The sequence below is a fragment of the Kitasatospora sp. NPDC057198 genome (assembly GCF_042670125.1).
In the GTDB taxonomy this organism is placed as follows: domain Bacteria; phylum Actinomycetota; class Actinomycetes; order Streptomycetales; family Streptomycetaceae; genus Kitasatospora.
The window spans coordinates 1-15,860 of sequence record NZ_JBHUWH010000025.1 but is presented as its reverse complement, the minus strand read 5'-3'; the positions used below and the strand labels follow the sequence as shown (position 1 = coordinate 15,860).

12 protein-coding genes and 1 pseudogene are annotated in these 15,860 nt (G+C 71.0%); 7 read left to right on the top strand and 6 right to left on the bottom strand.

The features are described from left to right. Position 1: 1 nt before the first annotated feature. Genes ACFUEL_RS05260 through ACFUEL_RS05245 form a run of 4 tightly spaced genes read left to right on the top strand, consistent with a single transcriptional unit; the run spans position 2 to position 3,877 of the window. Complete coding sequence (locus ACFUEL_RS05260; protein WP_380234640.1) at positions 2 to 949, top strand: LuxR C-terminal-related transcriptional regulator; 948 nt, start codon at positions 2 to 4, stop codon at positions 947 to 949. Next, on the top strand, positions 946 to 1,899 hold the full coding sequence (locus tag ACFUEL_RS05255; RefSeq protein ID WP_380234639.1) for a LuxR C-terminal-related transcriptional regulator: 954 nt from the start codon (positions 946 to 948) through the stop codon (positions 1,897 to 1,899). Before ACFUEL_RS05260 ends, ACFUEL_RS05255 begins: the two co-directional genes overlap by 4 nt. Continuing rightward, positions 1,896 to 2,867: a winged helix-turn-helix transcriptional regulator gene (locus tag ACFUEL_RS05250; RefSeq protein ID WP_380234637.1), complete on the top strand. Its 972-nt coding sequence runs from the start codon at positions 1,896 to 1,898 to the stop codon at positions 2,865 to 2,867. Before ACFUEL_RS05255 ends, ACFUEL_RS05250 begins: the two co-directional genes overlap by 4 nt. 32 nt (positions 2,868 to 2,899) lie before the next feature. Continuing rightward, positions 2,900 to 3,877 (top strand): LuxR C-terminal-related transcriptional regulator, encoded by a 978-nt coding sequence (locus ACFUEL_RS05245; RefSeq protein WP_380234636.1) that lies wholly within the window; start codon positions 2,900 to 2,902, stop codon positions 3,875 to 3,877. Between the two features lie 7 nt (positions 3,878 to 3,884). Here ACFUEL_RS05245 and ACFUEL_RS05240 read toward each other — a convergent pair whose 3' ends face one another. The 6 genes from ACFUEL_RS05240 to dnaK form a co-directional block, all read right to left on the bottom strand. Then, positions 3,885 to 4,499, bottom strand: coding sequence for a hypothetical protein (locus ACFUEL_RS05240; protein WP_380234635.1), 615 nt, complete (start codon positions 4,497 to 4,499; stop codon positions 3,885 to 3,887). A gap of 644 nt (positions 4,500 to 5,143) precedes the next feature. Then, entirely contained in the window at positions 5,144 to 6,172 is a 1,029-nt protein-coding gene (locus tag ACFUEL_RS05235; RefSeq protein ID WP_380234634.1) for a helix-turn-helix domain-containing protein, read from the bottom strand. A gap of 206 nt (positions 6,173 to 6,378) precedes the next feature. Next, on the bottom strand, positions 6,379 to 6,915 hold the full coding sequence (locus ACFUEL_RS05230; RefSeq protein ID WP_380234633.1) for a heat shock protein transcriptional repressor HspR: 537 nt from the start codon (positions 6,913 to 6,915) through the stop codon (positions 6,379 to 6,381). Positions 6,916 to 6,922: 7 nt separating this feature from the next. Continuing rightward, entirely contained in the window at positions 6,923 to 8,071 is a 1,149-nt protein-coding gene (dnaJ, locus tag ACFUEL_RS05225) for a molecular chaperone DnaJ (protein ID WP_380234632.1), read from the bottom strand. A gap of 136 nt (positions 8,072 to 8,207) precedes the next feature. Then, entirely contained in the window at positions 8,208 to 8,798 is a 591-nt protein-coding gene (gene grpE, locus ACFUEL_RS05220) for a nucleotide exchange factor GrpE (RefSeq protein WP_030457529.1), read from the bottom strand. Next, the gene (gene dnaK / locus ACFUEL_RS05215) at positions 8,795 to 10,648 is read right to left on the bottom strand and encodes a molecular chaperone DnaK (RefSeq protein ID WP_380234631.1); all 1,854 of its coding nucleotides are present in this window, start codon (positions 10,646 to 10,648) and stop codon (positions 8,795 to 8,797) included. Before dnaK ends, grpE begins: the two co-directional genes overlap by 4 nt. A 302-nt stretch (positions 10,649 to 10,950) precedes the next feature. Here dnaK and ACFUEL_RS05210 point away from each other — a divergent pair, with 302 nt between their 5' ends. The 3 genes and pseudogenes from ACFUEL_RS05210 to ACFUEL_RS05200 all read left to right on the top strand — a co-directional run. Beyond that, positions 10,951 to 13,164: a (Fe-S)-binding protein gene (locus ACFUEL_RS05210; RefSeq protein WP_380234630.1), complete on the top strand. Its 2,214-nt coding sequence runs from the start codon at positions 10,951 to 10,953 to the stop codon at positions 13,162 to 13,164. Positions 13,165 to 13,468: 304 nt separating this feature from the next. Beyond that, positions 13,469 to 14,335 (top strand): LamG domain-containing protein, encoded by an 867-nt coding sequence (locus ACFUEL_RS05205; protein WP_380234629.1) that lies wholly within the window; start codon positions 13,469 to 13,471, stop codon positions 14,333 to 14,335. A 201-nt stretch (positions 14,336 to 14,536) separates the two neighbouring features. Then, positions 14,537 to 15,610, top strand: a pseudogene (locus tag ACFUEL_RS05200) (sugar phosphate nucleotidyltransferase); the annotation flags it as partial. Between the last annotated feature and the right edge of the window lie 250 nt (positions 15,611 to 15,860).

The window sequence follows — 15,860 nt, the reverse complement described above, 5'->3', positions numbered from 1 at the left end:
CGTGAGCCTGCCGAACGAGTCCGAGCGCGCCCTGTACCGCGAAGTGCTGTCCCAGGGCGGTGCGGTGGCCTTCGCCGAGGCGATGCAGCAGGACGCCGAGGCCACCCTCGGCCTGATCCGGCTCGGCCTGCTGGTGCACGTCGACGCCGACTCCACCGTCACCGCCGTGAACCCGCGCTCGGTGACCGAACGGCTCAGCAGCGAACTGCGCGACCAGGCGGCCCTACGGCTGGCGCAGGCCGAACGCACCGCGACCCAACTGGGCGACCTGGCGCAGGCGTACGACGCCGCCCCGCGCCGCCCCGAACCCGACTCGGTACTGGAACACTTGGTCGACGGGCGGCAGGTTCGGCAGCGGATCATGCAGATCGAGGCGGACATGCACGAGGAGACGCTCGCCGCTCAGCCCGGCGGGGCCCGGCCTTTCCCCTACATGGAGCAGATTCGGGCCCGTTCGCTGGGTTTCCTGGCCCGTGGCATCGAACTGCGCACCATCTACCAACCCGGTGCCGCCACCGACGCGCTCACCGTGGACTACGCGGCGACCATGACGGCGGCGGGGGAGCGGCTCCGGGTTCTGGACGAGCCGTTCCGGAAGATGCTGATCTTCGACCGGCGCACCGCGATCATCACGGCCTCGGTGGACGACCAGCAGGCCATGCTGATCCAGGACCCGGCGGTGCTGACCACCCTGGTGGCCCTGTTCGAACGGGACTGGGTGCGGGCCGCGATCGTCGACTGGCACGCGCTGGCGGGCCGCCCGCGCGAGAGCGGCGTCCCGCCGGAGCTGACCGACCTGCTCGCGGCCGGTCTGACCCAGAAGGCGATCGCCTTCCGCCTGGGCCTGTCCGAGCGCACGGTGGCCGCCCATCTCGCCCGGCTGCGCGAGCACCACAGCGCCGAAACCCTCTTCCAGCTCGGCTGGTTGATGCGGGAGGGAACCCGATGACCGCGCACCTGCCCAGTGAGTCCGAGCGCGCCCTGTACCGCGAAGTCATCCAACAGGGCGGCGCGGTGAGCCTTGCCGAGGCGATGCAGCAGGACCCGGACGCCGCCCTCGGCCTGATCCGGCTCGGCCTGCTCGTCCGGCACGAGACCGACGAGTCGCTGACCGCCGTCAACCCGCGTGCGGTGACCGACCGGCTCAGCGCGGGCCTGCGCGACCAGGCGGTCCGGCGGCTGGCGCAGGCCGAACGCACCGCGTCCCAACTGGACGACCTGGTGCAGGCGTACGACGCCGTCGCGCGCCGCACCGAGCCCCGGCCGGCGTTGGAGCGGCTGGAGGGCGGTCGGCGGATCCGGCACCGGATCATGCAGATCGAGGCCGAGATGCGCGAGGAGACGCTGGCCGCGCACCCCGGCAGTGCCCGGCCCTTCCCCCGGATCGAGCAGACCCGGGACCGTTCGCTGGTCTTCCTGGCCAGCGGCGTCGAACTGCGCACCATCTACCAGCCCGGCGCGCTCACCCACCGCCCCACCGCGGACTACGTGGCCACCATGTCCGAGGCGGGGGAGCGGTTCCGGGTCCTGGACGAGCCGTTCCGGAAGATGCTGATCTTCGACCGGCGCACCGCGATCATCACGGCCTCGGCGGACGACCAGCAGGCCATGCTGATCCAGGACCCGGCGGTGCTGACCACCCTGGTGGCCCTGTTCGAGCGCGACTGGGTGCGGGCCGCGATCGTCGACTGGCACGCGCTGGCGGGCCGTCCGCGCGAGAGCGGCGTTCCGCCGGAGCTGACCGACCTGCTGGCAGCCGGGCTGACCCAGAAGGCGATCGCCTCCCGCCTGGGCCTGTCCGAGCGCACGGTGGCCGCCCACCTGGCCCGGCTGCGCGAGCACCACAGCGCCGAAACCCTCTTCCAGCTCGGCTGGTCGATGCGAGGGGAGACCCGGTGAACGGTCTGCTGGACGACGCCGCTCGTCGGCTCTATCTGGAGATCCTGGCGCGGGGCGGCCGGCTGATGTTCCGCGAGGCGATGGCGCAGGCCCCGGACGCCACCCTGCGACTGATCGACCTCGGCCTGCTGGTGCACTTCGAGAGCGACGAGTCGCTGACGGCCGTCAACCCGCGGTCCGTCAGCGACCGGCTCGGCAACGAACTGCGTGACCGGGCCGTCCGGAAGCTGATCGACTCCCAGCAGACCGCCGCCCGTCTCGGGGACCTGGTCCGGGCGTACGACGCCGCTCCCCGGCGCCTTGACCGCAATCCCGCCGTGGAACGGGTGGACGACCGCCGACGGATCCGGCAGCGGATCATGCAGATCGAGGCCGAGATGCGCGAGGAGACGCTCGCCGCCCAGCCGGGCGGCGCCCGCCCGGTCGCCGCCATGGGCCAGGGGCTGGAGCGCTCGCTGGGGTTCCTGGCCCGGGGCGTCGAGCTGCGCACCATCTACCAACCCGGCGCCCTCGCCGACCCGCCCACCGTGAACTACGCGGCGACGGTCGCCGCCGCCGGGGAACGCCTCCGGGTTCTGGATGAGCCGTTCCGGAAGATGCTGATCTTCGACCGCAAGGTGGCGATCATCAGCGCGGCCCCCGACGACAACAGCGCCGTGTTCGTCGAGGATCCGATCGTGATCGCAGCCCTGGTGGGCCTGTTCGAACGCGACTGGGCGCGGGCCGGACGGGTCGACTGGTACGCCCTGTCCGGTCGTCCGCGCGAGAGCGGCGTGCCGGCCGAACTCACCGAGCTCCTCAAGGCCGGGCTGACCCAGCGGGCGATCGCCTCCCGCCTGGGGCTTTCGGAACGGACGGTGGCCGGTCACATCGCCCGGCTGCGGGAGTTCTACGATGCGGAGACCCTGTTCCAGCTCGGCTGGCAGCTGCGCGGGGCGTCCGGACGACCCACCGCACCGGCGGAGTGACCGGGTGCGGACGGCCAAGAGGAGTGGGACCTGTGAGCGAGTCGAGCGGAGCCGCCCTGCCGAGCGAGTCGGAGCGGCGGCTGTACCAGCAGATCCTGGACCAGGGCGGGCGGGTGTCGTTCCGCGAGGCGGTCGAGCAGGACCCGACCGGGGTGCTGCGGCTGATGGAGCTCGGCCTGCTGGTGCACGACGCCGCCGACCAGGCGCTCACGGCGGTCAACCCGCGCGCGGTCAGCGACCGGATCAGCGCCGAGCTGCGCGCCGAGGGCACCCGGATGCTGCTGCGCGCCGAGGAGATGCCGACGCTGCTGGAGGACCTCACCCACGCCTACGACGCGACCCCCCGCCGGGCCGACCGCTCCAGCGTGGTGCAGCACGTCGACCGGACCGAGCAGATCCGGCACCGCGTCCTGCAGTTGGCGAGCGAGGCGTACGAGGAGGAGCTGTCCCTGCACCCGGGCGGGGCCGGCCCGGCCGACCTGCTGGAGGAGGTGCTGGAGCGCAAGCGGCGCTTCCTGGAGAACGGCGGGAGCGTGCGCACCGTCTACGAGCCGACCGCGCTGCTGGACGAGACGACGGTTCGCTGGGCGGAGAGGGTCACCGGCTGGGGAGGCCGGTTCCGCACCTTGAGCGAACCGTTCAGCAGGATGTTGATCTTCGACCGCCGGATCGCCGTCGTTCCGGCATCGGCCGACAATTCGAGTGCCGCGTTCATCGAGGACCCGGCCGTGGTCTCGTTCCTGGTCGCCGCCTTCGAACGGGACTGGGAGCGGGCCGAGCGGATCCGCTGGCGCTCGGCCGAGCACGAGGGCGAGAGCGTGGTGCCGGTCCACGAGCAGGTGGGCCGACTGCTCGCCCAGGGCCTGACCCAGAAGACCATCGCCGCCCGGCTGGGCCTCGGCGAACGCACCGTCGCCGCGCACATCTCCCGGCTGCGCGAACTCCACGACGCGGAGACCCTGTTCCAACTGGGCTGGCAGATGCGGGGAGCCGGGGAACAGGAAGGCTGACCGGCCGTCAGCCGGTCGCGATCTCCGGGGACCAGAAGCCGTACGGGCCGGCGCCGGTGTGCTCGCGGCGCGGACGCGGGAACTGCTCGCCGGGCGCGGTCCAGAAGCCGCCGCGCAGCGACAGCGCCATCCCGGCCCAGTCCAGCGCGGTCTCCACGGTGTGGTGCAGCGCCTCCTGCGACCAGGTGTCGTCGAACACCAGCGGCAGCACCGGCGAGACCTGCTCGATGGTCGCGATCAGCGGGTTGTGCGTGATCGCCTCGTCCACCAGCAGCACGATCGGCTTGCGCAGCGCCGAAGCCCAGCCGAGCTCCAGGCTCACCCCGGCCGACAGCGGCGCCCCCACGTACGCGAAGACCAGGTCCGCGCTCTGCATCGCCCGGAAGTCGGAGGGCACCCGCTGCTCCGGCGCCCGTCCCGCCACCGTCCACGCGTCGCTGTGGTGCGCGCTGTACACCGCCGCCCCGCTGTCCAGCAGCGTGCTGCGCAGCGTGGTCAGCCGGGTCCGGCTCGCCAGCGTCACCACACTGTCCGCCGGCCCGGTCAGCCGCATCAGCGGCGCGGCCAGGAAGACCCGTGCACGGCGCCCTTCGGCGCGGTGTTGCAGGTGGTGCTCACTCATGTCTACTCCGCAAGAATCGATCGGCGGGGCATGTCCCACCGGTGGTGTGGCGTGGGTGCGAATGCTGCTGACATTCGTTGGTCCAAGACCAAAGTGCCGAGTTCATGCCACTCGTGCGGTCCCCCCGCTGACCGATCCTGCCTTCACGAGTGTTGGGCCCACTGATCGTGGCCGTAAGGCCAGGACGTCGTCCACCGGAGGCCAGTGTCATATCCCTGCATGGCAGAGAGATGACATGCCCTGCTGCCTGTTCCATAGCGGGCGTGACAGTGCATTATTAACTCATTAGCTGTATTGCCATAGTTGAAGCTGTCGACCTGAACGATCTTGGAGGGAGTGCTCTCGTGCGTAACGCGCGTCGCCTCATCGCAGCCTTCGTCCTTGCCGGTGCTGTCCTCCTTGCCGGTACGGGCGCGGCCTCGGCGGACAGTGCGTGGCCGCATGCCGCTGTTGTGGGGCGTTTGGCGGCTGAGGACAGCGCATGGCCGAGCACGGTTCCGGTGGTGCACGTGAGCGCTTTCGACAGCGCGTGGCCCATGACGGTCGGCATGGAGGTGTGAACTCCGGGAGCCGGTCGATCCGTTGCCGCTGAAGCCAGGAGTGGTCGTCCCTCGCAGGGCTGTGCACGGCCTTGCGAGGGGGTTTCAGGCCTCTGCCGACAGCTCCTCGGACGCGCTGATGATCGACTGGTCCGGCTCCTGGGCGAGTTTCCAGCCGAGTTGGAAGAGCGTGTCGACACCGTAGTCCTCCCGCATCTCGGCGATGTGGCGGGCCAGGGTCCGTTCGCTCAGGCCGAGGTTCCGGGCGATGACCCGGTGGCCGATGCCCTGTGCCATGAATCGGACGATCTGCCGACGCAGGCTCGACAGGACCTGGGGTGGGATCTCCCGGTTGGCGTGGAACGGTATCGCACGCTCCCAGAGCGACTCGAAGAGCTGGATCAGGTAGGCGACGACCGCGTGGTCCTTGACGAACGCGGCCTGGGTCATGTCCTCGCTGCCGGGGATCACGGCGGTCTTGCGATCGGCGATGATCATGATGGAGAACGGCTCGCCCAGGGTGCGGATCTGGCTGCCCGCGGCCGTCATCGTCTCCACGTACTCCAGAGTGGGGCTGGAGTATCTGGCGCTGGGCTGGTAGATGCTCCGGGTGGTCCCTCCACGGCGGAGAACCCCTCGATCCCGGTCGAACGCGCTTCGCAGCGCCTCCGCACTGCGCCCGCCGCCGGGTTGGGCGGTCATGAGTTCGTGCGTGCAGCTGTCGACCAGCATGGCCAGGCGTTGGTTGATCGACTGGTATCCGTGGACGTATTCGATTTTGCTGCTGGCCTCGGTCTGGCCGCTCAACTCGCTGAACGCGTCGCCCAGATCCCGCAGGTCGGCCGACAGCGCCACTGAGCGGTGGAGCAACTGGGCCGCCTCCCGCTGCCACGAGCTGCTCAGTGATATGGACAGGGCCCGGGGGTCGACCGCCACCACGTCCGAGTGGTCGTCCGTGTCGTGGATCAGGAGTCCGAAATCGAGCAACTCCTGGATCTGCTTTTCCGCCGCCTGGTGTTCGCGAGTCTTGGCCCGACCGCCGGAGCGCACAATGGACAGGTACACCTCACGTGCGCCGGCGGAGAGCAGCTCGTCCGCAGAATGGCCTGCTCCGGAGTCACGGGTTATGCGCATTGACTACTCCCCTCCGTGGTGGCCTTGTGTGCGGCGGTGCACGGCCAGCCTGGTGGCCAGTAGGGATCATAGGCAAAATCACCCGGCTGCGGATTCTGCGGGCGGCGCGTTCTTCCCCTGCGAAGACTCTCCCAGTACGACGCCGCCGTCGACACCCCCCGAACGGGAGGTGTCGACGGCTCGACGTCGGGTTGCGGCCGCGCTGCTCAGCGCCTGGGCCGCCACACCACCAGCGCGCTGGACTGCTGGACCTGCTGGTAGGGCACCAGGTCGCGGCGGTAGGAGGCGTGGACGGCGGCCTCCCGCTGCTGCAGGGTCGCGGCCGCGCCCTCCAGGGCGTCGACGAGCTCGGCGACCCGGGACTGCAGGGCGGCGACCTGGTTCTCCAGCTCGATGATCCGCTTGATGCCGGCCAGGTTGATGCCCTCGTCCTGGGAGAGCCGCTGGACCTCGCGCAACTGCTGGATGTCCCGGGCCGAGTAGCGGCGCCCGCGCCCGGCGGTGCGGTCGGGGCTGACCAGGCCGAGGCGGTCGTACTGGCGGAGGGTCTGCGGGTGCAGGCCGGAGAGCTCGGCGGCGACGGAGATGACGTAGACCGGGGTGTCCTCGGTGAGGACGTACGGCGGGGCGGCGGCGCGCGGGCGGCCGCCGCCGGGCAGGCCCTCGCCGAGGCCGGGGCCGGGGCCGATCCGGCCGGTGACGCCGGGGCCGTCGCCGTGGCTACTGTCGGGGTGGGGACTCATCGGGCTCTCACGCTCCCTCCGCCGCCTTGAACAGGGCGGCTCGCGGGTCGTCCGAGGCGGTGGCCTCGCGGTACTGCTCCAGTGCGGTCAGCGCGTCTCCGTCGACGTGCTTGGGCACCGTGACCTCCACGGTGACCAGCAGGTCGCCGCGGGTGCCGTCCTTGCGGGTGGCGCCCTTGCCGCGGGCCCGCATGGTCAGGCCGTTCGCGCTGCCGGGCGGCAGCTTGAGCTTCACGGCCGGGCCGTTCAGGGTCGGCACCTCGATGGTGCCGCCGAGCGCGGCCTCTGGGAAGCTCACCGGCACGGTCACCGTCAGGTTGTCGCCCTTGCGCCCGAACACCGGGTGCGAGTCGACGTGCACGGTGACGTACAGGTCTCCGGGCTGGCCGCCGCGCTCGCCCTGGGCGCCCTTGCCCTTGAGCCTGATCCGCTGGCCGTCCTGCACCCCGGCCGGGATGCGGACCTGCATGGTGCGGGCCGAGGAGGCCCGGCCGCTGCCGTGGCAGACGGTGCACGGGTCGTCGACGATCATGCCGCGGCCCTTGCAGTCCCGGCAGGGCTCGGAGAGCGCGAAGGCGCCCTGGCCCCGGCTGACGGTGCCCGCGCCGACGCAGGTCGGACAGACCCGCGGGGTGGTGCCGGTCTTGGCGCCGGTGCCCGCGCAGGCGCGGCAGGCGGCCTGGGAGGTCATCCGCAGCGGCACCGTCGCGCCGTCCACGGCCTCCTCGAAGTTCAGCGTGACCTCGGTCTCGACGTCCGCGCCGCGCCGCGGCTGGGCGGTCTGCCGGCCGCCGCGGTTGAACAGGCCGCCGAACACGTCGCCGATCCCGCCGCCGCCCGAGCCGCCCCCGCCGTTGAACAGGTCGCCGAAGTCGAAGCCGCCGGCCGCGCCCGCCCCGCCAGGCCGGAAGCCGCCGCCCGCGAACAGCGAGCGGGCCTCGTCGTACTCCTTGCGCCGCTTCTCGTCGGAGAGCACGTCGTACGCCTCGGAGATGTCCTTGAACCGCTCCTCGGCCTTGGCGTCACCCTTGTTGGCGTCCGGGTGGAACTCGCGGGCCAGCTTGCGGTAGGTCTTCTTGATCTCTGCGGCGGTGGCGTCCTTGGGCACGCCGAGGACCTTGTAGTAGTCCTTCTCCACGTAGTCCTTAGCGCTCATGGCCTTTGACCGCCACCTCCCGGAATCCCGAAGTTCTGTTGCCTGTCGGCACCGCGGCGCGGTGCCCTGATACGGCGCTGCGGAGCCGGCCGCCGTACTGGACGACGTACGACTCCGCAGCGCACGGGGACTCTACTCAGCTGTCGGACGAACCGTCAGCCTTGTCGCCGTCCGGCTCGCCGGTGGTCTGGGTGCCCGGCTGGGGCTCCGCGACCGCGACCATCGCCGGGCGGATGATCCGCTCGCCGATCCGGTACCCGGGCTGGAGGATCTGCACGCAGGTGTCCTCCGTCACGTCCGACGAGTAGCTGTGCATCAGCGCCTCGTGGATCGTCGGGTCGAAGGGCTCGCCCTCCTTGCCGAACTGCTGCAGCCCGAGCTTGGCGACGACCGTCTCCAGCGACTCGGCGACCGACTTGAAGCCGCCCGTCACCTCGCCGTGCTCGCGGGCCCGGCCGATGTCGTCCAGCACCGGGACCAGCGACTCCAGGATGTTGGAGACGGCGATCTCGCGGACGGTGGAGCGGTCGCGCTCGACCCGCTTGCGGTAGTTCTGGTACTCGGCCTGGAGCCGCTGCAGGTCGGCGGTGCGCTCGCCGGCCTCGCGCTTGGCGGCGGCCAGCTCGTCGGCACCGGCGCCCGCGACGGCCTCCTCGGCTGCCTTGAGCACGGCCTCCTCGGCGGCGGAGTCGTCGCCGGGCTGCTCGCCCTGCGGCTTCTCCGTCATGCCGCACCGCCCTTGGGCTTCTCGTCGTCGACGATCTCGGCGTCGACCACGTCGTCGTCCTTGGCGCCCGCCTCACCGGCACCGGCCCCGGCCGCACCGGCCGCCGCGCCCGCGCCGTCGGCCTGCGCGTACAGCGCCGCGCCGAGCTTCTGGGCGGTGGTGGAGACCTTCTCGGTGGCGGTGCGGATGGCCGCGATGTCCTCGCCCTTGAGGGCTTCCTTGAGCTCGCCGATGGCGGTCTCGACCTCGGTCTTGACGTCGGCCGGGAGCTTGTCCGCGTTGTCCGCGATGAACTTCTCGGTCGAGTAGACGAGCTGCTCGCCCTGGTTGCGGGTCTCGACGGCCTCGCGGCGCTTGGTGTCCTCCTCCGCGTAGCGCTCGGCCTCCTCGCGCATGCGGTTGACCTCGTCCTTCGGCAGCGAGGAGCCGCCGGTGACGGTCATCTTCTGCTCCTTGCCGGTGCCGAGGTCCTTCGCGGCCACGTGCATGATGCCGTTGGCGTCGATGTCGAAGGTGACCTCGATCTGCGGCAGGCCGCGGGGGGCCGGCGGCAGGCCGGTCAGCTCGAACATGCCGAGCTTCTTGTTGTACGCCGCGATCTCGCGCTCGCCCTGGTAGACCTGGATCTGCACGGAGGGCTGGTTGTCCTCGGCGGTGGTGAAGATCTCGGAGCGCTTGGTCGGGATCGTGGTGTTGCGCTCGATCAGCTTGGTCATGATGCCGCCCTTGGTCTCGATGCCGAGGGACAGCGGGGTGACGTCGAGCAGCAGGACGTCCTTGACCTCGCCCTTGAGCACGCCGGCCTGCAGGGAGGCGCCGATCGCGACGACCTCGTCCGGGTTGACGCCCTTGTTGGCGTCCTTGCCGCCGGTCAGCTCCTTGACGAGCTCGGCGACGGCCGGCATGCGGGTCGAGCCGCCGACCAGGACCACGTGGTCGATCTCGGACAGCTGGATGCCGGCGTCCTTGATCACGTTGTGGAACGGGACCTTGCAGCGGTCCAGCAGGTCGGCGGTGAGCTGCTGGAACTGGGAGCGGGTGAGCTTCTCGTCCAGGTGCAGCGGGCCCTCGGCGGAGGCCGTGATGTAGGGCAGGTTGATCGAGGTCTCCGAGGAGGAGGACAGCTCGATCTTGGCCTTCTCGGCGGCCTCGCGCAGGCGCTGGACGGCCATCTTGTCCTTGGACAGGTCGACGCCGTGGCCGGACTGGAAGACCTTCACCAGGTGGTCGACGACCCGCTGGTCCCAGTCGTCGCCGCCGAGGTGGTTGTCGCCGTTGGTGGCCTTGACCTCGACCACGCCGTCGCCGATCTCCAGCAGCGACACGTCGAAGGTGCCGCCGCCGAGGTCGAAGACCAGGATGGTCTGGTCGTCCTTGTCCAGGCCGTAGGCCAGGGCGGCCGCGGTCGGCTCGTTGACGATGCGCAGGACGTTCAGGCCCGCGATCTCGCCGGCCTCCTTGGTGGCCTGGCGCTCGGAGTCGTTGAAGTACGCCGGGACGGTGATGACGGCGTCGGTGACCGTCTCGCCCAGGTACGACTCGGCGTCCCGCTTGAGCTTCTGCAGGACGAAGGCGGAGATCTGCTGCGGCGTGAAGTCCTTGCCGTCGATGCCGATCTTCCAGTCGGTGCCCATGTGGCGCTTGACCGAGCGGATGGTCCGGTCGACGTTGGTGACCGCCTGGCGCTTGGCGACCTCGCCGACGAGCACCTCGCCGTTCTTGGCGAAGGCGACGACGGACGGCGTGGTCCGAGCGCCCTCGGCGTTGGTGATGACCGTGGGCTCACCGCCCTCAAGAACACTGACGACGGAGTTCGTCGTACCGAGGTCGATGCCGACCGCGCGTGCCATCGTGAATACCTCCGAGGAGAAGTTGAGCAGTACGGACTCAAGGATGCACGACCGGCTCGATGGAGTCAACGGCTTTGAGTGCATGTCGCTCAACTTTACTGAGCGCTTATGTCGCGAGGGGCGGAGCCGCTGCTCCGGGCGGGTGAGTATGGGCTTAGTGACTGCCGCCATACCTTGAACATCTTCTGGTGGAGTGTTAACGAGCGGTAATGTCCGGCGGGTCAGCCCTCCAAGTTACCGACCAGTACACTCTGTGGAGGACTGGGCACCACTGGGAACAAGCCGCTGGAGACGGAGAGCCGATGCAGCTAGCCGCGATCGTCATCTCGCTGGTCACCTTCGTGATCGGCACCGCGCTCGCCGCCCGGGCGGCGCTGTACATCTACAAGGTGGTGCGCACCGGCTCCGCCGACACCACCCGCTTCGGACAGCCCGCGCAGCGGGCCGCCACCGTGGTCAAGGAGTTCCTCGGCCACACCCGGATGAACCGCTGGGGCGTCGTCGGCGTCGCCCACTGGTTCGTCGCGGTCGGCTTCTTCTCCCTGGTGCTCACCCTGGTGAACGCCTTCGGACAGCTCTTCGACGCCGAGTTCGTGCTCCCGGTGATCGGCCACTGGCTGCCGTGGAACGTCTTCGTCGAGCTGATCGGCACCCTGACCACCCTGGGCATCCTCGTCCTGATGGCGATCCGCCTGCTCAGCCTGCCCTCCCGGGCCGGCCGCAAGTCCCGGTTCGCCGGCTCGATCGCCTGGCAGGCGTTCTACGTCGAGTACACGATCCTCGGCATCGGCCTGTGCATCATGATGCTCCGCGGCCTGGAGGGCGCCCTGGAGGGCGTCGACTCCTACGACCCGGCCTACCTGGTCTCGTACCCGATCGCCGCCGCCTTCCACGGCACCGCGCACGGCACCCTGGTCAACCTGGTCTACCTGTTCGCGATGCTGAAGATCTGCATCTCCTTCGCCTGGGCGATCACCATCGGCGTCAACCCCTCGATGGGCGTCGCCTGGCACCGCTTCCTGGCGTTCTTCAACATCTACTTCAAGCGCGAGGACGACGGCGCCACCGCGCTCGGCGCCCTGCGCCCGATGACCTCGGGCGGCGCCCCGATCGACTTCGAGGACCCGGCGGACGACGCCGTGTTCGGCGTCTCCCAGGTCGAGCACTTCTCCTGGAAGGGCATCCTCGACTTCTCCACCTGCACCGAGTGCGGCCGCTGCCAGTCGCAGTGCCCGGCCTGGAACACCGGCAAGCCGCTGTCGCCCAAGCTGCTGATCATGAGCCTGCGCGAGCACGCCTTCGCCAAGGCCCCCTACCTGCTGGCCGGCGGCGGCAAGGACATGGAGGGCGAGGAGAGGGCCACCGCCGAGCAGCTGGCCGGCGTCCCCGCCGCCGCCCTGGCCGAGGCCGAGCGCCCGCTGATCGGCACCGCCGAGGAGAACGGCGTCATCGACCCGGACGTGCTGTGGTCCTGCACCACCTGCGGCGCCTGCGTCGAGCAGTGCCCCGTCGACATCGAGCACATCGACCACATCGTCGACATGCGCCGCTACCAGGTGATGATCGAGAGCAGCTTCCCGACCGAGGCCGGGACGATGCTCAAGAACCTGGAGAACAAGGGCAACCCGTGGGGCCTGGCCACCAAGGCCCGCCTCGACTGGGTCAAGGAGCTGAAGAAGGAGACCGGCATCGAGGTGCCGGTGATCGGCGAGGACATCGACCCCGCCGAGGTCGAGTACCTCTACTGGGTCGGCTGCGCCGGCGCCCTGGAGGACCGGGCCAAGAAGACCACCAAGGCGTTCGCCGAACTGCTGCACACCGCGGGCGTCAAGTTCGCCATCCTCGGCAAGGAGGAGACCTGCACCGGTGACTCCCCGCGCCGCCTTGGCAACGAGTTCCTGTTCCAGATGCTCGGCGCGCAGAACGTCGAGACCCTGAACGCCGCACTGGAGGACGCCCCCACCAAGCGGATCGTCGCCACCTGCCCGCACTGCTTCAACACCATCGCCAACGAGTACCCGCAGCTCGGCGGCCACTTCGAGGTCATCCACCACACCCAGCTGCTCCAGCACCTCATCGACGAGGGCCGGCTGCTGCCGGTCAACCCGGTCGAGGGCCTGATCACCTACCACGACCCGTGCTACCTCGGCCGGCACAACAAGGTCTACACCCCGCCGCGCGAGATCATCGGCAAGGTGCCCGGCCTGCGCAACGAGGAGATGCACCGCCACAAGGAGCGCGGCTTCTGCTGCGGCGCCGGCGGCGCCCGGATGTGGATGGAGGAGCGGATCGGCAAGCGGATCAACACCGAGCGGGTCGACGAGGCGCTGTCGCTGAACCCCGACATCGTCTCCACCGCCTGCCCGTTCTGCCTGGTGATGCTCTCCGACTCGGTCAACGGCAAGAAGAACGAAGGCGCGGCCAAGGAGCACCTGAAGGTCGTCGACGTCGCCCAGCTGCTGCTGGAGTCGGTCAAGGCCGCCCCGGCCGCCGAGGCGGAACCGGTCGACGCCTGACACCCGCCCCACCCGCCGGACCGGCCCACCAGCCCCCCCCCGGCCCCCGGACCCCGGACGCCCGCCGCGGCGCCGGGGTCCCGGCACGTCCGGACGGGCACGGGCGCCGGACGGGCAGGGGCAGGGGCGCCACGGCGGGCAGGAGCACGGGCACCGGACGGGCAGGGGCATGGGCGCCGGACGGATGCCGGAGCGGCCGGGGAGCATCCGGGCGTATCCAGCGCGGGGGCGATGTCCTAGCATCGGCCGCATGAGTGGTGACGGGGGAAGACCGGGGCCCGGCGGGCCCGTGCACCTGCCGCCGGTGAGCAGCGCGACGCCCGACTGGGCCGCGCTCGCCGAGGCCCGGGAGCAGGAGGTGCGGCGCCGCCGCCTGCTGCGGATCGGCGGCGGCGTGCTGGCCGTCGTGGTGGTCGGCGCCCTGACGGCCGGCGCCCTGGTGCTGACCCGCCCGTCCGGCACCCCCGCGGCCACGCCCGGCGCCACCGCGTCCGCGCCCCCGGCGTCCGCCGACGAGGCCACCGGCGGGCCCGCCACGCTGCCCGGGATGGTGCTGGGCGGCAGCACCTCGCTCGGCCGGAGCGAGGGCCACAGCGGGCCGACCATGGTGCTGCACGGCACCAGCACCGGCTGGGCGGACAGCCAGGCCCCGCTGGTCGACACCACCCGCTCGTTCACGGTCTCCGCGATGGTCCGCAACGACGCCCCCACCGGCGGGCGCGCCGTCGTCACCCAGGGCACCGACACCTACTACTCGTTCTACCTCGGCCGCGACTACTGGGGTTCCCGCAACCAGTGGGTGTTCAAGGTGCAGAGCGCCGCCGGGGCCCAGGACGGCACCACCTTCCAGGCGTTCAGCACCTCCCCCGCCACCACCGGCCGCTGGACGCTGCTCACCGGCGTCTACGACGCGGCCGAGAAGAAGATCACCCTGTACGTCGACGGCGTGCCCCAGCAGACCACCCGGGTGAGCGGCATCTGGCAGACCACCGGCGGCCTGCAGTTCGGCCGGGTCCGCTACAAGTCCCAGTGGACGGACTTCTGGAACGGCGCGATCTCGAACGTCCAGATCTGGGACCAGGCGCTCCCGGCGGAGGCCGTCGACGCCCTGAAGGGCTCCGGCGGAGCCGACTCGGGAACCGCCGCGGAGCACTCCTGGTTGCTGCCGTAGCCCGACGCGCCGATTCGCACACCGGATCGACCTGGGGAGTGGTGCTCGGACGCTGTTCGGGCAAATAGAGTATGCGGCGGAGCCGGGGGACAATACCGGTTCCGTCGAGGGCCGTGTCATGCTGCCTCGACCAGTTCACCGAGCGAGTGCACCGGACCCTGTCACGCCGGGTCGCCGGAACTCGACCATGGGAGACATCACATGACCCAGGCGATCATGTTGGTCGGCGGCAAGGGCACCCGGCTCCGCCCGCTGACCACCCACACGCCGAAGCCGATGCTGCCAGTGGCGGGCGTTCCCTTCATCGCCCACCAGTTGGCCCGCGCCGCCGCCGCCGGCGTCACCCGGGTCGTGCTCGCCACCTCCTACCTCGCCGACGTGTTCGTCGACCACTTCCAGGACGGCAGCCCGTACGGCATCGAGCTGGTCTACCTCACCGAGGAGGAGCCGCTGGGCACCGGCGGCGCGATCCGCAACGCCGCCTCCGGCCTGACCTGCGGCCCGGACGAGCCGGTGCTGGTCTTCAACGGCGACATCCTCTCCGGCCTGGACATCGCCGCCCTGCGCGACGGGCACCGCGACTCCGGCGCCGACGTCACCCTGCACCTCACCCGGGTGGCCGACCCGCGCGCCTTCGGCCTCGTCCCGACCGACCAGGACGGCCGGGTGCTCGCCTTCCTGGAGAAGCCCGAGACGCCCGAGCAGATCGTCACCGACCAGATCAACGCCGGCTGCTACGTCTTCACCCGTTCGGTCATCGACCGCATCCCGGCCGGCCGCGAGGTCTCGGTCGAGCGCGAGACCTTCCCCGAGCTGCTCGCCACCGGCGCGCTGCTGCGCGGCGTCGTCGACACCTCGTACTGGCTCGACCTGGGCACCCCCGGCGCGTTCGTCCGCGGCTCCGCCGACCTGGTGCTCGGCAAGGTCGACTCCCCGGCCGTCCCCGGCCCCACCGGCGAGGCCCTGCTGCTGCCCGGCGCGGACGTCGACCCGGCCGCCGTGCTGAGCTCCGGCACCGTCGTCTCCAAGGGCGCGGCGATCGCCGCCGGTGCCATCGTCGAGGGCAGCGTCGTGCTGCCGGGCGCCCGGATCAAGGCCGGTGCGTACATCAAGGACTCCATCGTCGGCGCCTACGCCGAGATCGGTGAGCGCTGCGCGCTGGACGGCGTGGTGATCGGCGACGGCGCCGTCCTGGAGGCCGAGAACGAGCTTCCCGCCGGCCTGCGGATCGCCTGCGGCACCCGCCTCCCGATCGGCGCCGTGCGCCTGTCGGCCGGCCCCGGCGGCTGCGAGGCCGGCCTGAGCAACGCCGCCGCGGTGCACGCGCCCGGCGCCCGGGTCAACGGCTGACCCCACCGGCACCCTTCGCCGCACCTCCGCGATCCCTTCGCGACCCCTTCGGCGGGGGGGGGCCCCCGCGGCACCCGGACGCGGCCAAACCGCCCCCCCCCCCCCCGCACCCCCCCCGGGGGGGGCCCCCGGGGGAGTTAAAACAAAACCAGCCCCCCCGCCAACACACAAAAGC